Raw genomic sequence first — 21,358 nt, forward strand, 5'->3', positions numbered from 1 at the left:
CGGCACTACCGGTTCTTTTTTGGCAGCGCGCGCACGTAGGACGACTTGCCGTCCTTCTTCAGCTCGAACAGGCCGATCGCCGCCAGCAGATCGCTGAGCTTGCCGTAGCCGTAGTTCCGCGGGTCGAACGAGGCCTGGTTGCCGATCTGGCTGCCGACCGGTCCCAGGTGCGACCAGCCATCCTCACCCTCGGCCGAGGACACCGCGCGACGCAGCATCTTCACCAGCCGCGTGTCGCTGCGCATTTCCGCACCACTCTTGCGCGGCCGGGCATCGTCGTTGGCCACCGGCTCATTCGATGCCTGTTCGCTGGACGCCTGTTCGGTATCCGGCACGCTGGCATGGGTCTGGCCCAGCGCTTCCAGATAGGTGAATTTCGAGCACGCATTGACGAAGGGCTCCGGCGTCTTCTTCTCGCCGAAGCCATACACCTTCACGCCATCGGTCAGCAGGCGCATCACCATCGGGGTGAAGTCGGCATCGCTGGACACGATGGCGAAGCCGTCCAGATTGCGCGCGTACAGCAGGTCCATGGCATCGATCACCATCGCCATGTCCGAGGCGTTCTTGCCCTTGCTGTAGGCGAACTGCTGGATCGGGCGGATCGCGTATTCGTGCAGCACGGCTTCCCAGCCCTTCAATCGCGGGCTCTTCCAGTTGCCGTAGGCGCGGCGCACGTTGGCCACGCCGTAGCGGGCCACTTCGGCCAGCACTTCGTCGATCTTCGAGGCCGGCGCGTTGTCGGCGTCGATCAACAGGGCGATGCGCTTTTCCGGTTCGCTCATGGACTCCTCGCGGGCGGTTGCCTGAACCCGAGTATCGCCGATCCACGCGGGCGCTGACGTGACAGGCGGTCGCCGTGCGAAGATGCCAGGCGCTTCCCCCAATGCCCCCACTGGAGTGAGTCGATGAGTCGCGAGCGCGTTCCCCACCTGGTCGTTGTCGGCGGCGGTTTTGCCGGTCTCTGGGCCACCCGTGCCCTGGCCCGCGAGCGCATGCGTATCACCCTGGTCGACCGCCGCAACCATCATCTGTTCCAGCCGCTGTTGTACCAGGTGGCCACCGCGGGCCTGTCCGCGCCGGATATCGCCGCACCGCTGCGCCACATCCTCGGCCACCAGCGCAATGTGGAAGTCCGCCTGGGCGAAGTGGTGGTCATCGACAAGCAGGCCCGGCAGATCCGCATGGCCGATGGCAGCGCGCTGGACTACGACAGCCTGCTGCTGGCCACCGGCGCCACCCACGCCTACTTCGGCAACGACCAATGGGCCGATGATGCGCCCGGCCTGAAGACGCTGGACGATGCCATCGCACTTCGCCGCAAGCTGCTGCTGGCCTTCGAACGCGCCGAGGCCGAACCGGACCCGGCAAAGAAAGCGGCGTGGCTGAGTTTCGCCATCGTCGGCGGCGGCCCTACCGGCGTCGAGCTGGCCGGCACGCTGGCCGAAATCGCGCGCCACACGCTGCGTAATGAATTCCGCCACATCGACCCGGCCAGCGCCAAGGTGCGGCTGGTCGAGGCCGGTCCGCGCGTGCTGTCCTCGTTCCCGGAAGTCCTTTCGCTGAAGGCGCGCCGGCAGCTGGAAAAGCTCGGCGTGGAAGTGCTGACGGGTACCCCGGTGAGCGACATCGACAGCCAGGGTTTCAAGCTCGGCGATCAGTTCGTGCCGGCACGCACCGTGGTGTGGGCCGCCGGCGTGGCCGCTTCACCGCTGGCGCGCACGCTGGACGTGCCGCTGGACCGCGCCGGACGCGTGCAGGTGCAACCGGACCTGACCCTGCCCGGTCACCCGGAGCTGTTCGTGGCCGGCGACCTGGCCGCGCTGAACCAGGCCAATGGCAAGCCGGTGCCCGGTGTGGCGCCCGCGGCCAAGCAGATGGGCAAGTACGTGGCCGAGGTGATCCGCGCGCGCCTGCACGGCAAGCCCGAACCCGGTCCGTTCAAGTACGCCGACTACGGCAACCTCGCCACGATCGGCCGCATGGCCGCGATCGTGCACCTGGGCCGGCTGCAGTTATCTGGTGTGCTGGCTTGGTGGTTCTGGCTGGCCGCGCACGTGTTCTTCCTGATCGGCTTCCGCAACCGCATCGTGGTGCTGCTGAACTGGGCGGTGGCGTACTGGAGCTACCAGCGCAGCGCACGCATCATCTTCGGTGATGACCGCGACGACCGGCGGCCGAAGCGGTAGGGCTGCACGCAACAGGGGTCGGATCCCTTTCCGCAGGAAAGGGCTCTGACCCCTTGCAGTAGATCCACGCCATGCGTGGATGAGCGCCTGTGCAGGCCGCATGGGGCTCAGCCACGCATGGCGTGGCTCTACTTCCTCATCGGGCCGCCCGGCACCCGCCGTTTCGACCATGCCCGGCAGAAATCCTCTTTTCTCGCGGTGTCGGCAATCTGCGCGGTACTCCAATGCCGGGTGATCCAGATCGTCAATGCGGTGCTGCTGAGATGCCAGCGCAGCATGTCTTGCTGCGGTTGCCGCCACAGGTGGCGTCGGGCAATCCAGAAGGCCTCCCGCTCCACTTCAGGCACCTTCTTCTTCATCACGTCCTTGTCGAAGAACTGGGCGATGAAACGCCACGGGTTCATCGGCTGGTATCCCGTTCGTGGTTCACTGGTGCACGCAGCCACACCACTCGGCACACGGTCTGCCGGCTGCGGCCGGCCTTCGACCAGCGTCAGCCCGAGCAGGTACAGCAGGCCAGGCAGCAGCGCGATGCCGGCGACCAGCACGACGACGGAGATCCATGCCTTGCCGGCGGCACGCATCGGTCACTGCGCCTTCGGCTTCGGGTACCACAGTGCGTTGACGATGACCCAGCGCTGCCCGAAGCGCCCCATGTGGAAGTAATCGACGAACCACGGTGTTTCCAGCCGCACCGAGGCGGCGCTGCCGGTCACATCCAGCACCGTGCAGCGGCGGTCCCATTGCTCCTTCGGGGTCTTCAGCGCGCCCTGCTTCGTCAGTGAGACCAGCTCTTCCTTCGACATCCGGCGCAGGCCAAGGCGCTCATCGGGTGTATCACCGAGGACCGCGCGCTTGGCCAGGTCCGGGTGCAGGGACCGTGCGACGCGCTGTGGGTCCGCCTCCAGCTGGCCGTCGACGTAGTCATGGCAGGTGGCTTCGATGGCCTCGATGGTGGCCGGGTCGGCGGCGGGGCTTATGGCTGCGGAAAGGGCGAACAGCAGGGCGATCGTGGACATCCGGGTCTCCAGCGCTGGGCGCGAGGCGATCATCGCACGGGCCGGGTAGCCCATCCACGCGTGGCGTGGATCTACTGTAGAGCCGAGCCCATGCTCGGCTTGACCATCAGGCAGCAGCAGCAACAACAGCCGAGCACGGGCTCGGCTCTACAGAAGCGCGGGATCCGGCGCCTGCAGCCAGGCCAGCTTGCGTTCGCGCGGCTGCTGCTTGAGCTGCCACTCGGCGCGCGAGGCGGCGGAACGGTCCGGGTATTCGCGTACGGCCAGCACGCGCAGTGGCGGCCGGGCCCGGGTGTAGCGCGCGCCCTTGCCGGCCTGGTGGGCGGCGAAACGCGCGTCAACGTCGGTGCTGATACCTGCGTAATAGCTGCCATCCCGGCATTCGAGCAGGTACAGGAACCACGGGCGGAGGGACGGGGCCATGCCTGGATTATGCCGTGCTGCACTGCAGCGGATATACTGGCGGCCGAATGCAGGAGAGAGGCGCCGCGCTGGCGCCCGCCGAAGGCGCAGGCTCCCATGATCGCTCAGGCCGGTGGGCTGGAATCCCACCAACCATGCATTCGACTCGCCGAGCTGGAGAGAGGTCACCGGGCACGCCCGGGACGATCCGCCGAAGGGGCACGCGGCCCATGCCGCTGAACTCTCAGGCAAAAGGACAGCGGGAGCGGCACCGGTCATCGTCATCCCGTCATTGCGCAGGCAGTGGCGGTATAGGCGCATGGCCGGCCCCACCGCGCCCGGAGCCTGTCCCATGCTGCTGTCCATCATCTACCTGATCGCCATTTCCGCCGAAGCCATGACCGGCGCGCTGTCCGCCGGCCGCCGCCGCATGGACCTGTTCGGCGTGGTCATGATCGCCTGCGTCACCGCACTCGGTGGCGGTTCGCTGCGCGACATCCTGCTCGGCCACTACCCGCTGGGCTGGGTGAAGCACCCCGAGTACCTGGGCTTCACCATGTGCGCGGCGCTGATCGCCACATGGGTGGCGCGCTGGATGCACCACTTCCGCCGTACCTTCCTCGTGCTCGATGGCTTGGGCCTCATCGCCTTCACCCTGATCGGCTGCTCGATCGCACGCGAAGCGGGCCATGCGATGCCGATCGTGCTGATCGCCGGCATGCTGACCGGTGCGTTCGGCGGCGTGCTGCGCGACATCCTCTGCAACGAAGTACCGCTGATCTTCCAGAAGGAGCTGTACGCGATCATCGCGCTGCTGACCGGCGCGGCGTATCTGTTGCTGCTGCACTGGGGCGTGGCCGACGCCACCGCGATCCTGTGTTGCCTCGGTGGCGGGTTTGCGCTGCGCCTGTTGGCGATCCACTACCGCTGGGAAATGCCGAAGTTCGTGTATCACGACGAGGTGCATTGAACGATGGCGTGTTCGCCGGGCATGGCCCGGCGCTACCAGTCAAAGCCTGCACCACCCCGGCGATGTACCTGGCGCTGTCGCACATACGCAGCGCCAGGCGCATCGCCGGTGCGGACGGGTCGGCCTCCAACTCCGACCGACCCTGATCGCGGCCGCACCCCCGCAGGCGCTGGCCGCCATCCACACACATGCCGCACTCAGGCGGCTTCCATCAGGCGGCTTCGGACACCTTCACTTCACGACGGGCGCGCACGGCCGCAGCCAGTCGCTCCAGCACCGTCACGGTGGTGTCCCAGTCGATGCAGCCATCGGTGATGCTCTGCCCGTAGACCAGCGGCTGGCCTTCCACCAGTTCCTGGCGGCCACCGACCAGATGGCTCTCGATCATCACACCGACGATGCGCTGTTCGCCGTCTTCCAACTGAACGGCGATGTCTTCGATCACCTTCGGCTGGTTCTCGGGGTTCTTCAGGCTGTTGGCATGACTGGCGTCGATCATCAGGCGCGTCGGCAGCTTGGCCTTGGCCAGCGCCTGGCAGGCCTCGCCCACGCTGGCCGCATCGTAGTTCGGCTGCTTGCCGCCGCGCAGGATCACATGGCAATCCGGGTTGCCGGTGGTCGAAACAATGGCGGTGCCGCCCTGCTTGGTCACCGACAGGAAATGATGCGGATTCGAAGCAGCACCCACCGCGTCGGCGGCGATCTTCACGTTGCCATCGGTGCCGTTCTTGAAGCCGACCGGGCACGACAGTCCCGAGGCCAGTTCGCGGTGCACCTGGCTTTCGGTGGTGCGCGCACCAATGGCACCCCAGGCCACCAGATCGGCAATGTACTGCGGCGAGATCACGTCGAGGAACTCGACGCCGGCCGGCAGGCCCAGCTTGTTGATGTCGCGCAGCAGGCCACGGGCGATGCGCAGGCCCTTGTCGATCCTGAAGCTGCCATCCAGGTCCGGATCGTTGATCAAGCCCTTCCAGCCCACCGTGGTACGCGGCTTCTCGAAGTACACGCGCATGACGATTTCCAGCTCGCCGGCCAGTGCGTCACGCAGCGGCTTCAGGCGCTGGGCGTATTCGATGGCGGCGTGCGGGTCGTGGATCGAGCACGGGCCGACCACCACCGCCAGGCGGTCGTCACGGCCATGCAGGATCTGGTGCAGGGCCGCGCGCGAGGCGCTGACGGTGTCGGAGGCTTCATCGTCACACGGCAGCATCGCCAGCAGCTGGGCAGGCGGTGTCAGCGGTTCGATGGTGCGGATACGCAGGTCGTCGGTGTGCGGGGGCATTGGGGGGAGGTCTCCGGAACGTTGGGGGTCCCCAGCGTGGCGGCATGAAAAAAGCCGCCAGGTTCGCTGGCGGCTTTCGGGAATGCGTCTGAAGCTTTCTTCAGGGTGAGCGCAGTCCTTCCTCCGCCAGTGGCTTCGGAAAGTAATACCAGTAAAAGCTGGTGGGGGCTGCGTTCATGGGTTCTATTGATAGCACAGCTTCTGCGCAGTGCAAAATGTTTCATCCGCAACTGGGGGCGCGGTTCAGCGAGTCGCGCACCTGGGCCATCCATGCGGCGCCAGGCACGCGAAGTCGCTCATCTGCCATGCACTTCCACGTCCAGCAGCAGGCCTTCATGGATGTCGGCCCAGCGCTCCAGCACGCGCCCCAGTTCCTGCCGGGCCTCATCCAGCTGCTCGGGATTGAGCAGGGAACGGGCGGTGTAAAGGTCGGATACCAGCCGCCGCAGGAGCGGTTCCGGGATCGCCACCGACGGCCCTTCCACCTGCGGCAGCTGCAGCGCCGGGGTGTCGCCAAGCGGGCCGTACAGCGTTACCTGGAGCGTGCTCTGCATGATCGACTTCCGTGCGGATGGACAGGGGCAGTGCACTGTTTACCGCGTCCGGGTGACAGGCGCATGTGCCATGCGCGTCCGAAGGAGCCGCTACAAGGCAGCCAGATCGGCCAGGTGCTGCCCCATCCCATCGTCCGCGCCGACGACATTGGTGGTGGCGAAGTACTGATGCCAACCGGTGGCGGCAATGCCTTCCACCAGGGCATCGGCGTCTTCCCGGCTCGCACATCTCCAGACAGCATGGAACTGCTCGCTGCCGCCGTGCGCTGCATCCGCGGCCACGCGGCCCATCGCCACCGGCGTGATGCGGGCCGGATCGAACTGTTGCATGCCGGCGCCGATGCGGGCGAAGAAGGCGGTGCGCTGGTCAGGCGGGAGCGCAGTCCAGGCAGGGGTGGCTGTGTAGAGCTCGATGAAGATGTGGGACATGGGGTTCTTCCTTGAGGGTTTGAGGGTTGCCGGCCAGCGGCCGGCACTACCGCAGCGAGCGTAGTGCGCGCCTGCGGATGTAGGCGTTGGCGCTGCCGTCGTGTTCACGCTGCCAGCGCGCGCACAGATCGCGCAGCCAGCGCGGCTGGGTCTTGCCGGCATCGTTGAGCCAGTTGCCAACCGAGTCCTGTACGTAGCGATCCGGATCGTCGGCCAGCGCTTCAAGCAGCGGCAATGCATGGTCCGGGTGCTGCTTGAACAACGCGATGTGCGTGGCCCACACGCCACGCGGGCGCAGTGCTTCGCAGGCGAAGCGACGCAGGTAGGGTGAAGCTTGCTGCGTCCATGGCTGCAGGCACTCCAGCGCCTGCAACGGTGCAGCAACGATATCTGCACGCAGCGCGAGCCACGCCCACTCACGCACGCCGAAGTGCGGATCATCGGCGAGCGGACGCATCGCACGCAGCTTGGCCGGTAACGTTGCGCTGGCATCGCTGCCAATCAGGTAGCAGGCCCAGCCACGCACGGAATCGGACGCATGCTCCTGCCATTTCGCAGGAGCGCCCTGCCCGCTTTCGCGCAGCAACCGGGCAGCCAGGGCCATGCGCTGGGTGATGCCCTTGCCTTCAGCATCGCGCATGCGGTGCAGCGCGTCATGTTCAAGTGCGGGTGCCACCGCCTGTAACAGCGCAGCGAAATCCACCGCCAGGCATTCAGCCAGATGGCTGGCGGCGACGCTGCCAGTGTTGAGCGCATTCAATCGCTCAGCTGTCAGGGTCCCGCTCATGCCCCACGACCTGTATCGGTGTGCCGCCAGACCTTGTGCAGCAGCTGCGACAACTGCTGCTGTTCTTCCGCGTCCAATCCGCTGAACAAGCCGCCTATCCATTGCGTGTGCTGGTTGAACAGCGCCTCGGCAAGGCGTTTCCCCTGTGTGGTCAGCACGATCTGCAGGCGCCTGCCATCTTCGGCGTCACTGCGCCGCTGCAGCAGCCCTTCGCGCTGCAGGCCATCGATCAGGCCACTGATCGTGGCGCGGGTGACACCTGCGCGCTCGGCCAGTTCATGCGGTGGCAGCGTGCCACCGGCACCGTGCAGCAGGAAAAGCACGGTGAATCGCCCTTCACTGAGCCCGTGCGGCGCCAGGCGTGTGGCGCAGTCGCGATCGATGGCCGATGACAGCGACAGCAACTGGAAACACAGGCGCAGCTGCGCGACGCCAGTATGGCCGCGCCGTTGCGCTTCATCCAGCAGGGCACTGTGCTTGGCTTCCAGCATGGCTTCATCCAATATGATTAGGTGCCTAATCATATGCTATAGCATAGGCATTACGTTAATATCCCAGCGATATCAGGAAACCGGCCCCAGCAGCAGGCGTGCGATCAGTCCGCCGCCATCACGCTGCAGCAGCAGAAGCTCGCCCCCATGCCGTCGTGCGACGTTGGCCGCCACCGCCAGGCCCAGGCCGGTCCCACCCGTGGCGCGGCTGCGCGAGCTCTCGCTGCGCTGGAAGGGTTGCAGCAGGCGTGCGCGGTCGTCCTCGGCGATGCCCGGGCCGCGGTCCATCACATCCAGCTGCATCCGATTGCCTGCCATGGCGGCGTGCAGGTCTACCGCACCGGCGTAGCGGTCTGCGTTGTCGATGAGGTTGTCGATCGCCCGCCGCAGCAGGAGCGCGTCACCCTGCCACGGCAGGGCATCCGGTCCCTCGATGGAGATTTCGATGCCGCGCAGCAGGGCACTGTGCACGCATTCCTCCAGCAACGCGGCCAGATCCAGCGGCCGCAACTGCAGTGGTTGCAGTTCGCCGCGTGCGTAATCGAGCACCTGCTCGATCATCGTATCCATGCGTTCGATGTCAGCCACCATCCGCGCGGCCTGTGCCGGCGGTGCGAACTCCGCACGCAGACGCAGGCCGGTCAACGGCGTGCGCAGGTCGTGCGCTACTGCGGCCAGCATGCGCGTCATGTCCTGGGCCTGTTCGCGCAGGCGCTCGCGCCCGGTGCTGATCGCTGCGGCCAGCATCTGTACTTCGCGTGGGCCGTCGTCCGGCAGTGGTGTGCCGTCCTGCAGTTCGACCTGTGCACTGGCCTCGGCCAGCCGCCGCAGCGGCCGTCCCAGGCGGACCGATGCCCAGGCGGCAAGGGGTGCCAACAGCACGGTCCCCGCTACCAGCGCCAGCACGACCTGCCGACGCCACGCCGCCAGATCGCTGTGGTCGCTGCCGACCACGTGCCATCGGCCATCAGCTTGGCGCACCGCCAGTTCAAAGGGTGACCACTGCATCTTGGTCAGCACTGACACCTGCGCCTGCAACGCGTCCGTCCGTGCATTTCCATCGAGTTCCATGCCGCCTTCGATGACCTTCACATCAGGCGCCTTGCCGCGGCCACTCCAGACCAACCGCACGTGTTCCAGCGGCAGGCCCATCTGCGACGCAACCAGGTGGGTGAGCCAGCCATTGCTGCTGCCCTGCGGCGGCGACGCACGGGTTTCGAGATGCAGCCCCAGCGGCATGGCGGGCCGTTCGCCACGAACGACCTGCATGGCCTGGTCCAGCCGCATGGGGGGCGGTGCGGGTCGTGGCATCCAGCCCACCACCGCGACGCTGACCAGCGTGGCCAGCAGCAGGCTGGCCAGGGCCACCATCGCGATCCAGCGTGCAGTGGACCAACGAGCCCTCACAGCACATGTACCTCGGCGCCGAAGCGATAGCCTTCGCCGCGCAGCGTCTGCACAAGCGCTTCCGCGCCGGGAGCCGCCTGGCCCAGCTTGCGGCGCAGCCGGCTGATCGCCAGATCGACGGCGCGGTCGACGCTGTCGCTGTCTTCGCCATGGGTCAACTGCAGCAGCTGCTCCCGTCCCAGCACGCGTCCGGGGCGCTCGGCCAACGCCAGCATCAGGGCGAACTCCCCCCGGCTGAGCGCGAGTTCACGGCCATCGGGTGTGAACAGGCGGCGCTGATCGGGTAGCAATCGCCAGCCGGCAAACCGCAGCTCGCTGGCGACCTGGGCGCGCAGCTTGTCCTGCCGGCGCAGCAGGGCACGCACCCGCGCCAGCAGTTCGCGTGGATCGAAGGGCTTGGCCAGATAGTCGTCCGCTCCCATTTCCAGGCCGATCACGCGGTCCGGTGTGGCCCCCATCGCCGACAGCATCAGGATCGGGATGGCCCGCGCCTGCAGCCGGCGGCACACCGACAGGCCGTCCTCTCCGGGCATCATCCAGTCCAGGATGATGGCGTCCGGACGCTCGTTCAGCAGCAGCAGATCCAGGCCTGCAGCGTCGGCTGCCACGCGCACCTGGTAGCCATGCAGCAGCAGGCAGTCGGCGATGGCGTCACGGATGCTGGCATCGTCATCGACAACGATGACCCGGGCAGGAGTGTTCATGCAGCCAGTATCCCGCAGGCATGTATCAGGACGGTATCAACGCCGATATTCGCGGGATACGCCGATGCACGCCAATAGGCCTCCACTTCTAGTCCGGAGATCCAACGTGCGCCTGTCCGTTCTGCCCCTGCTTGCCGCTGCATTCCCCGCGCTGGCCGCCGCCCCGCCTGTACACGTGCTGCCGATGTGGATGCAGGGCAACCATCCGGCAGTGGCCGTCTCACTGAACGGAAGCGCCGAACCGCTGCGCTTCGTGGTCGACAGCGCGGCTGGGGTCACCCTCGTCGACGGTCGGGTAGCCCGCCGCCACGGGCTGGAGGATCCCCGGTCCGCCACCACGCATGCGCAGGGGGCCAGCGCCCAGAGCGCGCCGCTGCAGCGCATGCACACGACCTCCTGGCGGATTGGCGGATGGCAGCTGCGCGTCAGCGGTGTGCAGGCCGACCTTTCCAATCTGCAGAAGGACGATGACCCCGCCGTCGACGGCCTGATCGGCAACGACCTGACCGGCCGTTGGGATACCCGCTGGGACTTCAGCCGTGGTGAGCTGGCGCTGTGGAAGCCCGGGCAGCTTGGCGTCGATGGTCGCCAGTGCCAGGCCAATGCACTGCCTGATCGGCGCGACGGCTTGGAACACTTCGCCTTCATTACCGTGAAACTGGGTGAGGCGGAAGTGGAAGCCATCGCGGTGGTCGACACCGGTGCCGCGCAGACCGTGCTCAATGCCGAAGCCGCCCGCGCACTGGGCCTGCGCATCGACGGCAGCGATGAGCGCCTGCGGGTCCGCGAGAAAGGCACGCAGGGACTGGGGGGCCAGCCGCAGGCGACGTGGTTGTACACCCTGTCCGGCATGTCCGGCACCGGTTGGCAGCACCCGGCGATGGAGGTCAGGATCAGCGAACTGTCGGTGTTCAGGTCCATCGGGCTGGAGGCTCGCCCCGCACTGATCCTCGGCGCCGACGCCATGGTCGCCAGTCAGGTGGACATCAGCGCCGGCGCCGCCCGGATCTGCCTGCGCCAGCCGGCGGTGACGTGACCCCGGCGTGCCATGACGCGGACCGCGGGCTGGCGTAGCATCGCGCCACGTCCCGCCAGGAGGTCCACGCATGCGCCGTGCTGCCCTGTTGTTGCCGACGCTGTTCCCGCTGGCCGTGCTGGCCGCACCACCCCCGGTACCCTCGCCGGCCCGCATCGATGCCGAAGTGCAGCGGCTGATGCGGGCCGCACAGGCGCGTGGCCTGGCGCTGGCGGTGATCGATGGCGGCAAGGTGGTGCACGTGGCTGCCTACGGCGAACGCAACGCCGCAGGCGAGCCGCTGCGCACCGATACGGTGATGTATGCCGCCTCGCTGACCAAGATGGCATTCGGCCATCTGGTCGCGCAGCTGGCGCAAGACCGCAGGATCGATCTGGATGCCAGCATCGCCACAGCGCTGGACAAGCCGCTGCCGGACTATCCGCCCGAAACGAAGAAGTACGCCGACTACAGCGTGCTGGCCGATGATGCGCGCTGGCGCCAGCTCACCCCTCGCCTGCTGCTCAACCACGCCAGTGGCTTTGCCAACTTCGGGTTCCTCGAACCGGACGGCCGGCTGAAGTTCCACTTCGATCCGGGCAGCCGCTACGGCTATTCCGGCGAAGGGTTGATCCTGCTGCAGTTCGTGATCGAGCGCGGGCGGCTGGGCGAGGATGTGGGCGCGTTGATGCAGCAGCGGGTGTTCGACCGCTTCGGCATGACCCGCACCAGCATGATGTGGCGCGAAGACTTCGCCACCAACCTGGCCGATGGCTGGACCATGGAGGGCACCGCCGAGCCGCACGATGAGCGCAGCCGCGTGCGTGCGGCCGGTTCGATGGATACCACCATCGCCGACATGGCCCGCTTCGCTGCCGGCTACGTGCGCGGCGATGGACTGTCAGCGGCGATGCGCAAGGAGCTGGTGCGGCCGCAGCTGCCGATCACCACCGCTAGCCAGTTCCCCACCCTGCAGCCGGAGTTGCCGAAGGCGCAGCAGCGCAAGGACCTGGCGGCGGGCCTGGGCGTAGTGACGTTCCGTGGCCCGCAAGGCGCAGGCTTCTACAAGGGCGGCCACGATGATGCGGTGGGCAACACGCTGGTGTGCGTGGAGCGGCAGCAGCGCTGCGTGGTGATCCTGGGCAACGATGTGCGCGCCGAAGCGACCTTCCCGGCGCTGGTGGCCTTCGTGCTGGGCGACACCGGCGTGCCGTGGCAGTGGGAGTACGGCGCGGAGAAGGCATTCGTGAAGTAGATCCACGCCATGCGTGGATGGCTTCTGCTTACCGCGCCTGCTCGAAGAACATCAGGTAGACCAGCCGCCCATTTTCCGGCCGGTCGCCGAAGGCCGGGCCAGCGGTATGCCAGAACCACGGGCGCAGCAGCACCAGGCGGTTGAAGCGCATCGGGATGCGCATGGTCATCTCCCACTGGCTGTCGTCAATGCTGTCGCGTTCGATGATGTCGCGATGCATGTCGCCGCCATTGGCGTAGCCCAGCGCAGCCAGCTCGTGGGCGTTCAGCGCCATGCGCTCGGTGTTGGTGCGGCGATGGCGGAAGAATTCGGTACCGCCTTCGCAGTGCTCCGGAGCGCTGAGGTAGAGGATGCCGGACCAGTGCGAATGATCGGTGTGCACCTTGGCGCGACCGACATCGCTGGCCAGGGTCAGCCGGAACTTGCCGTGCGACTGCAGCGGATTGACCGGCCGCAGCGGCTCGTTGACCAGCCGCGATGCGGCCTCGGACAGGCCGTCCAGCTCCAGCCGCTCGAGCGAATTGCGGCCGGGGAATGCACCCTCCTGCGCCGGGTAGGTCAGGCCCAGGCCGGCCTGGCGCAGGCCGTGCGCATCGGCCGGAGAGAGGAAGTCGTCGACGACGATGAACGAGGTAGGCATGGTCGCCGAGCGTAGCGACGCGGCGCCATGGCGGCAACCGTGCAACAAAAAACCCCGCCTCGCGGCGGGGTTTTCCTTTGCATCGGGGAGACGCGCCGGCCAGGGCCGGCAACGTCCGACGCGGGCGTGGACCTTAGAAGTCCATGCCGCCCATGCCACCCATGCCACCCATGCCACCGGCGCCACCCATGGCCGGCTCGTCCTTCTTCGGAGCTTCGGCAACCATGGCTTCGGTGGTGATCATCAGGCCAGCGATCGAAGCAGCGTTCTGCAGCGCCGAACGGGTCACCTTGGTCGGGTCCAGGATGCCGAACTGCAGCATGTCGCCGAACTCGCCGGTGGCGGCGTTGTAGCCGAAGCTGCCGGTGCCTTCCTTGACCTTGTTGATGATGACCGACGGCTCTTCACCGGCGTTGGCAACGATTTCGCGCAGCGGAGCTTCCATCGCGCGCAGGGCGATCTGGATGCCGTGGTTCTGGTCTTCGTTGGCACCCTTCAGGCCAGCCAGTGCGGTGACCGCACGGACCAGGGCAACGCCGCCGCCCGGGACCACGCCTTCTTCAACGGCTGCACGGGTCGCGTGCAGGGCGTCGTCGACGCGATCCTTCTTTTCCTTCATTTCGATTTCGGTCGAAGCACCGACCTTGATCACGGCAACGCCGCCGGCCAGCTTGGCCACGCGTTCCTGCAGCTTCTCGCGATCGTAATCGGAGGAGGTGTCCTGGATCTGGGTCTTGATCTGGCCGACGCGTGCGTCGACGGCAGCCTTGTCACCCACGCCATCGATGATGGTGGTGTTTTCCTTGGAAACCTGCACCTTCTTGGCGCGGCCCAGGTCCTTGATGGTGGCCTTTTCCAGCGACAGGCCAACTTCTTCGGAGATCACGGTGCCGCCGGTCAGCACGGCCATGTCTTCCAGCATCGCCTTGCGACGGTCGCCGAAGCCCGGTGCCTTGACGGCCACGACCTTGACGATGCCACGGATGGTGTTGACCACCAGGGTGGCCAGCGCTTCGCCTTCGACTTCTTCGGCAACGATCAGCAGCGGCTTGCCGGCCTTGGCGACGCCTTCCAGCACCGGCAGCAGGTCACGGACGTTGGAGATCTTCTTGTCGTGCAGCAGGATGAACGGGTCATCCAGGTCAGCGGTCTGCGACTGCTGGTTGTTGATGAAGTACGGGGACAGGTAGCCGCGGTCGAACTGCATGCCCTTGACCACGTCCAGCTCGTTGTCCAGGCCCGAGCCTTCTTCAACGGTGATCACGCCTTCCTTGCCGACTTCCTTCATCGCGTCGGCGATGATCTGGCCGATCGACTCGTCCGAGTTGGCCGAGATGGTGCCGACCTGGGCAATCGCCTTGTCGTCGGCGGTCGGCTTGGAGATGTTCTTCAGCTCGGTGACGGCGGCCACGACGGCCTTGTCGATACCGCGCTTGAGGTCCATCGGGTTCATGCCGGCGGCCACAGCCTTGGCGCCTTCGCGGATCAGGGCCTGGGCCAGCACGGTGGCGGTGGTGGTGCCGTCGCCTGCGTCGTCGTTGGTGCGGGAAGCGACTTCCTTCACCATCTGCGCGCCCATGTTCTCGAACTTGTCAGCCAGTTCGATTTCCTTGGCGACGGAGACGCCGTCCTTGGTGATGGTCGGGGCGCCGAAGCTCTTTTCCAGCACGACGTTGCGGCCCTTCGGGCCCAGGGTGGCCTTGACGGCATTGGCGAGAACGTTGACGCCGCGCACCATGCGCGAACGGGCGTCTTCACCGAAACGAATATCCTTGGCAGCCATTGCGATTACCTCGATGTTTGCACCGGGCCGGGCCCGGCGACGAAAAGGGATGTCTTACAGAAAAGCAGGTCGCGCCGAGGCTCAGCCGATGATGGCGAGCACGTCGTCTTCACGCAGGACCTTGTACTCGACGCCTTCGCTCTTGTACGAGCTGCCGGCGTACTGGCCGTAGATGACCTTGTCGCCAACCTTCAGCGACGGCGCACGCACGCTGCCGTTGTCCAGCGGCTTGCCCGGGCCGACGGCCACGACTTCACCCTTGGTGGACTTTTCCTTGGCCGAATCCGGAATGACGATGCCACCGGCGGAGATTTCGTCGGCTTCGATCGGCTTGACCACAACGCGGTCGTGCAGCGGCTTGATGCTCATGAGAGACCTCTTAAGTTATTGATTGGTCTGAAAAAGTCTGGCGATGTTAGCAGTCGCACCGGGCGAGTGCCAGCAACGCGCGTGAAAAAGCCCGACAAGTCGGGAGCACGACAGAGATGGAGACCTCCACAGGCCTTTCAAGGGCCGATCCCGAAATTTTTCTCCGGGCCCGGAAACCTCCTTCCCTGCGTGGACGCCTGTATAGGGATGCAGTGCCGCAAGCCAAGGGGGGAACGGGTGACATTTGGTGACCAATGTCCCACTGTCAGATATCTGACGTTCATTTACGACAAAGTGTCACTGGATCGGCCTTAGGCTCGGCCGCGCATTCCCAATCACAAGGAGTTGTCGATGCGATTGCTGTCCCCGCTTGCCGCCGCCTGCCTGCTGGCGCTGGCCGCCGCGCCGGCCCAGGCCGAGGTCTTCATCAACGAACTGCACTACGACGACAGCACCGCCGCCGGTGACGTCGGCGAAGCGATCGAGGTCGTCGCCACCGCCGGAGAGGACCTCTCCGGCTATCGGCTTTACCTCTACAACGGCAGCAATCCTTCGGCTGCCGCGGTCTACGCCAACAACCCGGTCCCGGCCGGCACCGCCGCAGGCTGCGGCAGCGCGACCATCGCCGTGGTCAACTACCCGACCAACGGCATCCAGAACGGCCCGAACGATGGCATCGCCCTGGTCGATGCCAGCGGCAAGGTGGTCCAGTTCCTCAGCTACGAGGGCGCCATCACCGCCTCCGGTGGCCCTGCCGCCGGCATGACCAGCCAGAACATTCCGGTGGCCGAGACCAACAGCACGGCCCCGGGCACCTCGCTGCAGCTGACCGGCAGCGGCAGCCAGTACGCGCACTTCACCTGGGCCGAGTCGGCCAGGCAGACCTTCGGCAGCTGCAACAACGGCCAGACCTTCAGCGGCGGCGGCACCCCGGGCCCGAACACACCACCGTCGGTGTCCACCACCACCCCGGCACAGGGCAGCAGCACCTTCCCGGCCGCGGCCGATCTGGAAGTGGTGTTCAGCGAGACGGTGAACCTGGCCAGTGGCGCCTTCGCGCTGAGCTGCGGCACCTCCGGCAGCGTGCCGCTGACCTTCCCGGCCAGCGGCCGCAGCGTGAAGCTGTCCACCAACACCGCGCTGGTGGCCGGTGAGGCCTGCCGCTTCGATATCCGCGCCGCGCGCATCACCGACCTGCAGGGCGCGCACCCGGCCGCCGACAGCCGCATCGCGTTCACCGTGGCCAGCACCGGCGGCAATCCGGACCCGGGCAACCCGGGCGTGCCGGCCGGCTACTACTCCAAGGTGAACACCTCCAGCCCGAGCCAGCTGCGCTGCTCGCTGCACGCCACCATCAAGGGCCACACCGCCTACCCGTACAGCGGCTCGGGCACCAGCACCTGGACCATCCTGGAGATTGCCGACGAGGACGCGAACAACCCGAACCGCATCCTCGACGCGTATCGCAACCGCAGCTACGCCAAGGTGACCGATCGCGCCGGCAGCGGCAGTGGCCTGAAGTACAACCGCGAACACACCTGGCCGAACTCGCTGGGCTTTGCCAGCACCACCGGTGACAAGGGCCTGCCGTACGCGCCGTACACCGACACCCACATGCTGTACCTGACCGATGCACAGTGGAACGCCGACCGTGGCAACAAGCCGTACGCCAAGTGCGATGCCGGCTGCGGCGAGCGTGCCACCGAGGCCAACAACGGCCAGGGCGGCGGCAGCGGTGGCTATCCGGGCAATTCCAACTGGGTGCGCACGCCGGACGGCAACACCGGCACGTTCGAGGTGTGGGGCAAGCGCAAGGGCGACATGGCGCGTGCGGTGATGTACATGGCCATCCGCTACGAGGGCGGCAAGGATGCGGCCACCGGCCAGTCCGAGCCGGACCTGGAGCTGACCGACGACCGCAGCAAGATCGTCAAGACCAGCAGTTCGCCGGCCTACATGGGCCTGCTGTCCACGCTGATCGACTGGCACCTGTCCGACCCGCCGGATGATGCCGAACGTGCGCGCAATGACGTGATCTACAGCTTCCAGGGCAACCGCAACCCGTTCATCGACCACCCCGAGTGGGCGACCCCGGGCCTGTTCACCTCGGCCAAGCCGGCGACCTGCCAGCTGGCCAACTGACCGCGCAACGCAGCGGTCCACTGCCGCCGCCGGGCCCTGACCCGGCGGCGGCCCTATACTCGACGGCCATGTCGACCGTCGATCCCGTCCTGCTGCTGTTGACCACCTGCCCGGACCGGGCCAGTGCCGAGCGCATCGCGCACGCGCTGGTCGGCGAGCGCCTGGCCGCGTGCGTGACCCGCCTCGATGGCGCACAGTCGACCTACCGCTGGCAGGGCGAGGTGACCACCGACGCCGAGCTGCAGCTGCTGGTGAAGACCACCGGAAGCCGCGTCGATGACGCGATTGCCCGGATCGTCGAACTGCATCCGTATGAACTCCCGGAGTGCATCGCGGTCGAAACCCGGGCCGGCCTGCCGGCGTATCTGGATTGGATCCGGGCACAGACCCGGGAGGACACTGATTGAAGACTCTGTTTGCGCGTGGCGCCGCCCTGTGCGCCCTGTTGTGGCTCTCGCTGCCAGCGTTCGCGCTGGATGAGAAGGACCTGCTGCCGGTGGACCAGGCGTTCGCGCTGACCGCCACCGCCCCCGAGCGCGGCCAGGTGCAACTGCAGTTCAAGATCGCACCCGGCTACTACCTGTATCGCCACCGCACCAGCGTCAAGGCCGATCCGGCGTTCAATGCCGGCGCGCTGCAGATGCCCAAGGGCGACAAGCACCACGACGATTTCTTCGGCGAAGTCGAAACCTATCGCGAACGCCTGCAGGCTACCCTGCCCGGCACGCCGACCGATGCCGCAGGCACCATCAGCCTGGAAGTACGCTACCAGGGCTGTGCCGACGCCGGTGTCTGCTACCCGCCGCAGAAGCGCGTGGTACAGGTCAGCCTGCCCGGTGCCGGTGCACAGGCCGCGGCCCCTGCCGCGCGTGCCGGTGCCGCCAGCCCGTTCAACAATCCGCTGGCAGGTGCCGGCAACAGCGGCGGGCTGCGCCTGCCGGGTGCCGCCAGCAACAGCCAGGCGCTGCCGCTTCCGTCCGAGCAGGCGTTCGGCTTCGATGCCATCGCCAGCGACGGCAACACCCTGCTGCTGCGCTTCAGCCCGGCGCCGGGCTACTACCTGTATCGCGACCGCACCTCGCTGAAGCTGGAAGGCAGCACCGGCGCGCAGGCCGGCACGCCGCGCTGGCCGGCTGCGCAGTCGCATCGTGATGAACACTTCGGCAATGTATCGGTCTACTTCAACCAGGTGGAAGTACCGCTGCCGCTGCGCCGCTCCGTTGCCGACGCGGTCGACAGCACCCTGGTGGTGACCTTCCAGGGCTGCCAGACCGATGGCATCTGCTACCCGCCGATGACCCGCCGGGTGAAGCTGTCGATCCCCGCCGGCAAGGTCAGCGCCAACGCCGACCAGACACCGCCGCGCAACGAGGTGATCAACCCGCTGCCCGGTGCCGTCGGTGCACCGCGCGAAGCTGCCAATGGCGCCCCACTGCGCCTGCTGCCGACCGTGCCCAACACCGAAGCGGCGTCGGCCACTGCGGGTGACGTTGCCTCCGGCAATGAATTCGCCGCCGATGCGCAGGGTGACAACGCACTGCGCACGCGTCCGCCGGCGACCACGCCGAACCCGGACCGCTCGTTCGTCTGGGTGCTGTTGTTGGCCTTGGCCGGTGGCTTGGTATTGAACCTGATGCCGTGCGTGCTGCCGATCCTGTCGCTGAAGGTGCTGAGCCTGGCGCAGAGCGGCGAGAGCCCGCAGCGCGCGCGCAGCCACGCGCTCTGGTACACGCTGGGCGTGCTGGTCGCCTTCGCGGTGATCGGCGCCTTGATGGTCGGCCTGCGCGCGATCGGCAACGCCGTCGGCATCGGCTTCCAGCTGCAGCATCCGGGCGTGGTGGCGGCACTGGCCTACATCATGTTCGCGGTGGGGCTGAGCCTGTCCGGTGTGTTCACCCTCGGCGGTGGCATCGGCAACCTTGGCCAGTCCCTGGCCAGCCGCAGCGGCCCGGCCGGCGACTTCTTCACCGGTGCGCTGGCCTGCGTGGTCGGCAGTGCCTGCGTCGGCCCGTTCATGGGTGGCGCGATCGCCTACGCGTTCATTGCGCCGCCGCTGAAGGCGATGACCGTGTTCCTGTTCCTCGGCCTGGGCCTGGCGCTGCCGTTCCTGCTGATCGGCTTCGTGCCGGCGCTGGCGCGCCGCCTGCCCAAGCCGGGCCCGTGGATGGAAACGCTCAAGCACGTGCTGGCCTTCCCGATGTATGCCACCGCGCTGTGGCTGCTGTGGGTGCTGGGCAAGCAGCGCGGCGTGGACGGCATGGCGCTGGTGCTGGGTGGCCTGCTGCTGTTCGCCTTCGGCCTGTGGCTGTTCGAGCGCAACCGCTGGACCGGCTCGCGTGCAGTGACCCTGCTCGGTGTGCTGCTGGCGATCGGTGCATTGGTACCGGCCTGGGGCGTGACCCAGCTGGCACCGCCGGCACGCGCCGCACAGGCGGCCAGCGACAACGTGGTGGAGTACTCGCCGCAGCTGCTGGACCGCCTGCGCGCCGACAACCGCGTGGTGTTCGTCAACATGACCGCCGACTGGTGCGTGAGCTGCAAGGCCAACGAGCGCGCCGTGCTGTCGCGCCCGGAGTTCAAGGACCTGCTCAAGCGCACCAACGCGGTGTACATGCGCGGTGACTACACCAACGTCGATCCGCAGATCACCACGTTCCTGGAAGAACACAAAGCCGTCGGCGTGCCGCTGTACGTGGTGTACGGCCCCGGTGCACCGCCGACCGTGCTGCCGACGCTGCTGACCCAGGCCGTGGTCGAGGAAGCGCTGCTGCGCACCGCACGATGAAGTGGCAACGGCCAGCGCTGCTGTGGACAGCGGTGCTGGCCGCCGGCCTTGGCCTGTGGGCCGGCCATCGATTGGCACCGGCGCCGGTGATGCCTGGGGCCATGCCGGCGGCGCCCGCCGTCGCGCCTGCGACGCCGGTCCTGCAGGTTGGCGACAGCCTGCCCGCATTGTCGCTGCCCGATCTTGAAGGCCGCCCCCTGGACCTGCACCAGCGCTTCGCCGGCCGCCCACTGCTGATCAACGTCTGGGCCAGCTGGTGCGCCCCCTGCGTGGAAGAGATGCCGGAACTTGCCCGCTTCGCCCAGGTGCAGGGCGACGACGGTGTGCAGGTGCTGGGCCTGGCACTGGATACCCCGGAAGACGTGCGCCGTTTCCTGCGGCAGGTGCCGGTGGATTACCCGATCGTGATCGAGACACCGGGCCCGCGCGATGCCAGCGTGCAGCTGGGCAACGCGCAGGGCCTGCTGCCCTACAGCGTGCTGTTCGATGCGCAGGGGCGGATGGTCAAGGCGAAGCTGGGACCGTTCGCTCACGGCGAAATCGAACGCTGGGTGAAGTGAGGGTTCGGCAGGGTTGCACCCTGCACCCGCTTCAGGCCAGAGCAACAGCCGAAGCAACAGCTACAGCGGGCTTTCCGTGGGATGGCGGGGCGATGTCGGAGTGCGGGGACGCTGCAAGTACGTCCCTGTAAGCTTGGCAGCCGCATCCATGCGGCTGACACCCCGCACTCCGACACCGCCCCACCTCTGACAGATTTCGGCAGCTGCTGGTAGGTGTCGACCTTGGTCGACACGGTAGATCCACGCCATGCGTGGATGGATCTCCATCGAAATCGAATATTCCGACAATTGAACGAAGAGCATCCACGCATAGCGTGGATCTACAGATCGCGGAGATCTGTCGAAGGCGGGGTGGGGGGGGGGGGGGGGGGGGGGGGGGGGGGGGGGGGGGGGGGGCCCCCCCCCCCCCCGGGGTTTTTGGGGGGCCCCCCCCCCCCCCCCCCCCCCCCCCCCCCCCAACCCCCCCCGTGGTGGTGGGCTGTTTTTAACACTTTAGCCTCCGCCCCCATAAATCCTGTTTTTTTTTGTGGGGGGGGGTGGATTTAAAAAAATTCGGGGGGGGGGGGGGGGGG

General features: G+C 67.1%; 22 protein-coding genes and 2 riboswitches. Of the genes, 8 read left to right on the plus strand and 14 right to left on the minus strand.

All coding sequences use genetic code 11. The features are described 5' to 3' along the window. Positions 1 to 5: 5 nt before the first annotated feature. Positions 6 to 785, minus strand: a complete 780-nt coding sequence (locus QRO91_RS08450) for an NYN domain-containing protein (RefSeq protein WP_010481148.1) — start codon at positions 783 to 785, stop codon at positions 6 to 8. A gap of 123 nt (positions 786 to 908) precedes the next feature. On the opposite strand from QRO91_RS08450, the gene QRO91_RS08455 reads away from it, so the two are divergent. After that, positions 909 to 2,189: an NAD(P)/FAD-dependent oxidoreductase gene (locus tag QRO91_RS08455; protein ID WP_049427525.1), complete on the plus strand. Its 1,281-nt coding sequence runs from the start codon at positions 909 to 911 to the stop codon at positions 2,187 to 2,189. A gap of 128 nt (positions 2,190 to 2,317) precedes the next feature. Here the strand turns inward: QRO91_RS08455 and QRO91_RS08460 are convergent, their stop codons facing one another. The 3 genes from QRO91_RS08460 to QRO91_RS08470 form a co-directional block, all read right to left on the minus strand. Further along, positions 2,318 to 2,773, minus strand: coding sequence for a hypothetical protein (locus tag QRO91_RS08460; protein ID WP_049427680.1), 456 nt, complete (start codon positions 2,771 to 2,773; stop codon positions 2,318 to 2,320). A gap of 3 nt (positions 2,774 to 2,776) precedes the next feature. Beyond that, positions 2,777 to 3,208, minus strand: coding sequence for a nuclear transport factor 2 family protein (locus QRO91_RS08465; RefSeq protein ID WP_049427681.1), 432 nt, complete (start codon positions 3,206 to 3,208; stop codon positions 2,777 to 2,779). 147 nt (positions 3,209 to 3,355) lie between these two features. Beyond that, positions 3,356 to 3,631 carry a GIY-YIG nuclease family protein gene (locus QRO91_RS08470; protein ID WP_049426995.1) on the minus strand — a complete coding sequence of 92 codons (276 nt, stop codon included), beginning with the start codon at positions 3,629 to 3,631 and terminating at the stop codon, positions 3,356 to 3,358. A 40-nt stretch (positions 3,632 to 3,671) separates the two neighbouring features. Continuing rightward, positions 3,672 to 3,761: riboswitch (glycine riboswitch) on the plus strand. A 13-nt stretch (positions 3,762 to 3,774) separates the two neighbouring features. Next, positions 3,775 to 3,878, plus strand: a riboswitch (glycine riboswitch). An 84-nt stretch (positions 3,879 to 3,962) separates the two neighbouring features. Between QRO91_RS08470 and QRO91_RS08475 the strand changes: the two genes are divergently transcribed. After that, entirely contained in the window at positions 3,963 to 4,580 is a 618-nt protein-coding gene (locus QRO91_RS08475) for a trimeric intracellular cation channel family protein (protein ID WP_197650833.1), read from the plus strand. A 211-nt stretch (positions 4,581 to 4,791) separates the two neighbouring features. Here QRO91_RS08475 and QRO91_RS08480 read toward each other — a convergent pair whose 3' ends face one another. The 7 genes from QRO91_RS08480 to QRO91_RS08510 all read right to left on the minus strand — a co-directional run bounded on the left by QRO91_RS08480 (position 4,792) and on the right by QRO91_RS08510 (position 10,237). Beyond that, a complete protein-coding gene (locus QRO91_RS08480; RefSeq protein WP_049426992.1) occupies positions 4,792 to 5,865 on the minus strand; it encodes a 3-deoxy-7-phosphoheptulonate synthase in 1,074 nt (357 codons plus the stop codon). A gap of 296 nt (positions 5,866 to 6,161) precedes the next feature. Next, on the minus strand, positions 6,162 to 6,419 hold the full coding sequence (locus QRO91_RS08485; protein ID WP_049426991.1) for a hypothetical protein: 258 nt from the start codon (positions 6,417 to 6,419) through the stop codon (positions 6,162 to 6,164). Between the two features lie 90 nt (positions 6,420 to 6,509). Continuing rightward, positions 6,510 to 6,848, minus strand: coding sequence for a DUF6616 family protein (locus tag QRO91_RS08490; protein WP_100443701.1), 339 nt, complete (start codon positions 6,846 to 6,848; stop codon positions 6,510 to 6,512). Between the two features lie 46 nt (positions 6,849 to 6,894). Beyond that, positions 6,895 to 7,635: a DNA alkylation repair protein gene (locus QRO91_RS08495; protein ID WP_197620478.1), complete on the minus strand. Its 741-nt coding sequence runs from the start codon at positions 7,633 to 7,635 to the stop codon at positions 6,895 to 6,897. Beyond that, on the minus strand, positions 7,632 to 8,126 hold the full coding sequence (locus QRO91_RS08500; RefSeq protein ID WP_049432069.1) for a MarR family winged helix-turn-helix transcriptional regulator: 495 nt from the start codon (positions 8,124 to 8,126) through the stop codon (positions 7,632 to 7,634). The genes QRO91_RS08495 and QRO91_RS08500 overlap by 4 nt, the downstream gene beginning before the upstream one ends. A 72-nt stretch (positions 8,127 to 8,198) precedes the next feature. Continuing rightward, a complete protein-coding gene (locus tag QRO91_RS08505) occupies positions 8,199 to 9,497 on the minus strand; it encodes a HAMP domain-containing sensor histidine kinase (protein WP_049432072.1) in 1,299 nt (432 codons plus the stop codon). Positions 9,498 to 9,529: 32 nt separating this feature from the next. Then, entirely contained in the window at positions 9,530 to 10,237 is a 708-nt protein-coding gene (locus QRO91_RS08510) for a response regulator transcription factor (RefSeq protein ID WP_049432076.1), read from the minus strand. Positions 10,238 to 10,343: 106 nt separating this feature from the next. On the opposite strand from QRO91_RS08510, the gene QRO91_RS08515 reads away from it, so the two are divergent. Continuing rightward, positions 10,344 to 11,273 carry a pepsin/retropepsin-like aspartic protease family protein gene (locus QRO91_RS08515; protein ID WP_049432078.1) on the plus strand — a complete coding sequence of 310 codons (930 nt, stop codon included), beginning with the start codon at positions 10,344 to 10,346 and terminating at the stop codon, positions 11,271 to 11,273. Between the two features lie 70 nt (positions 11,274 to 11,343). Beyond that, positions 11,344 to 12,507 carry a serine hydrolase gene (locus QRO91_RS08520; protein ID WP_049432081.1) on the plus strand — a complete coding sequence of 388 codons (1,164 nt, stop codon included), beginning with the start codon at positions 11,344 to 11,346 and terminating at the stop codon, positions 12,505 to 12,507. A gap of 28 nt (positions 12,508 to 12,535) precedes the next feature. On the opposite strand, the gene QRO91_RS08525 is transcribed toward QRO91_RS08520, so the two are convergent. From QRO91_RS08525 to QRO91_RS08535, 3 genes are all read right to left on the minus strand, one after another. Next, the gene (locus QRO91_RS08525) at positions 12,536 to 13,147 is read right to left on the minus strand and encodes a DUF6445 family protein (protein ID WP_049432082.1); all 612 of its coding nucleotides are present in this window, start codon (positions 13,145 to 13,147) and stop codon (positions 12,536 to 12,538) included. A 133-nt stretch (positions 13,148 to 13,280) separates the two neighbouring features. Next, on the minus strand, positions 13,281 to 14,930 hold the full coding sequence (groL, locus tag QRO91_RS08530) for a chaperonin GroEL (protein WP_100443702.1): 1,650 nt from the start codon (positions 14,928 to 14,930) through the stop codon (positions 13,281 to 13,283). 81 nt (positions 14,931 to 15,011) lie between these two features. Then, positions 15,012 to 15,299, minus strand: a complete 288-nt coding sequence (locus QRO91_RS08535) for a co-chaperone GroES (protein ID WP_049427125.1) — start codon at positions 15,297 to 15,299, stop codon at positions 15,012 to 15,014. Between the two features lie 351 nt (positions 15,300 to 15,650). On the opposite strand from QRO91_RS08535, the gene QRO91_RS08540 reads away from it, so the two are divergent. From QRO91_RS08540 to QRO91_RS08555, 4 genes are all read left to right on the plus strand, one after another. Beyond that, positions 15,651 to 17,441 (plus strand): endonuclease, encoded by a 1,791-nt coding sequence (locus QRO91_RS08540; protein WP_285310362.1) that lies wholly within the window; start codon positions 15,651 to 15,653, stop codon positions 17,439 to 17,441. Positions 17,442 to 17,509: 68 nt separating this feature from the next. After that, positions 17,510 to 17,848, plus strand: coding sequence for a divalent-cation tolerance protein CutA (cutA, locus tag QRO91_RS08545; protein WP_049427128.1), 339 nt, complete (start codon positions 17,510 to 17,512; stop codon positions 17,846 to 17,848). Then, positions 17,845 to 20,226 (plus strand): protein-disulfide reductase DsbD, encoded by a 2,382-nt coding sequence (locus QRO91_RS08550; protein WP_049427130.1) that lies wholly within the window; start codon positions 17,845 to 17,847, stop codon positions 20,224 to 20,226. Before cutA ends, QRO91_RS08550 begins: the two co-directional genes overlap by 4 nt. Beyond that, positions 20,223 to 20,786, plus strand: coding sequence for a TlpA disulfide reductase family protein (locus QRO91_RS08555; RefSeq protein ID WP_049427132.1), 564 nt, complete (start codon positions 20,223 to 20,225; stop codon positions 20,784 to 20,786). The genes QRO91_RS08550 and QRO91_RS08555 overlap by 4 nt, the downstream gene beginning before the upstream one ends. Positions 20,787 to 21,358: the final 572 nt, after the last annotated feature.

Source organism: Stenotrophomonas maltophilia group sp. Smal32, assembly GCF_030237085.1.
GTDB lineage: Bacteria > Pseudomonadota > Gammaproteobacteria > Xanthomonadales > Xanthomonadaceae > Stenotrophomonas > Stenotrophomonas maltophilia_Q.

Excerpts from the sequence above, each read along its gene's own strand:
- QRO91_RS08540 (WP_285310362.1), top strand. The coding sequence starts at position 15,651 with ATGCGATTGCTGTCCCCGCTTGCCGCCGCCTGCCTGCTGGCGCTGGCC.
- cutA (WP_049427128.1), top strand. The coding sequence starts at position 17,510 with ATGTCGACCGTCGATCCCGTCCTGCTGCTGTTGACCACCTGCCCGGAC.
- QRO91_RS08450 (WP_010481148.1), bottom strand. The coding sequence starts at position 785 with ATGAGCGAACCGGAAAAGCGCATCGCCCTGTTGATCGACGCCGACAAC.
- QRO91_RS08470 (WP_049426995.1), bottom strand. The coding sequence starts at position 3,631 with ATGGCCCCGTCCCTCCGCCCGTGGTTCCTGTACCTGCTCGAATGCCGG.
- QRO91_RS08485 (WP_049426991.1), bottom strand. The coding sequence starts at position 6,419 with ATGCAGAGCACGCTCCAGGTAACGCTGTACGGCCCGCTTGGCGACACC.
- QRO91_RS08535 (WP_049427125.1), bottom strand. The coding sequence starts at position 15,299 with ATGAGCATCAAGCCGCTGCACGACCGCGTTGTGGTCAAGCCGATCGAA.
- QRO91_RS08525 (WP_049432082.1), bottom strand. The coding sequence starts at position 13,147 with ATGCCTACCTCGTTCATCGTCGTCGACGACTTCCTCTCTCCGGCCGAT.
- QRO91_RS08480 (WP_049426992.1), bottom strand. The coding sequence starts at position 5,865 with ATGCCCCCGCACACCGACGACCTGCGTATCCGCACCATCGAACCGCTG.
- QRO91_RS08490 (WP_100443701.1), bottom strand. The coding sequence starts at position 6,848 with ATGTCCCACATCTTCATCGAGCTCTACACAGCCACCCCTGCCTGGACT.
- QRO91_RS08510 (WP_049432076.1), bottom strand. The coding sequence starts at position 10,237 with ATGAACACTCCTGCCCGGGTCATCGTTGTCGATGACGATGCCAGCATC.
- QRO91_RS08455 (WP_049427525.1), top strand. The coding sequence starts at position 909 with ATGAGTCGCGAGCGCGTTCCCCACCTGGTCGTTGTCGGCGGCGGTTTT.
- groL (WP_100443702.1), bottom strand. The coding sequence starts at position 14,930 with ATGGCTGCCAAGGATATTCGTTTCGGTGAAGACGCCCGTTCGCGCATG.
- QRO91_RS08500 (WP_049432069.1), bottom strand. The coding sequence starts at position 8,126 with ATGCTGGAAGCCAAGCACAGTGCCCTGCTGGATGAAGCGCAACGGCGC.
- QRO91_RS08465 (WP_049427681.1), bottom strand. The coding sequence starts at position 3,208 with ATGTCCACGATCGCCCTGCTGTTCGCCCTTTCCGCAGCCATAAGCCCC.
- QRO91_RS08460 (WP_049427680.1), bottom strand. The coding sequence starts at position 2,773 with ATGCGTGCCGCCGGCAAGGCATGGATCTCCGTCGTCGTGCTGGTCGCC.
- QRO91_RS08555 (WP_049427132.1), top strand. The coding sequence starts at position 20,223 with ATGAAGTGGCAACGGCCAGCGCTGCTGTGGACAGCGGTGCTGGCCGCC.
- QRO91_RS08520 (WP_049432081.1), top strand. The coding sequence starts at position 11,344 with ATGCGCCGTGCTGCCCTGTTGTTGCCGACGCTGTTCCCGCTGGCCGTG.
- QRO91_RS08475 (WP_197650833.1), top strand. The coding sequence starts at position 3,963 with ATGCTGCTGTCCATCATCTACCTGATCGCCATTTCCGCCGAAGCCATG.
- QRO91_RS08495 (WP_197620478.1), bottom strand. The coding sequence starts at position 7,635 with ATGAGCGGGACCCTGACAGCTGAGCGATTGAATGCGCTCAACACTGGC.
- QRO91_RS08505 (WP_049432072.1), bottom strand. The coding sequence starts at position 9,497 with ATGGTGGCCCTGGCCAGCCTGCTGCTGGCCACGCTGGTCAGCGTCGCG.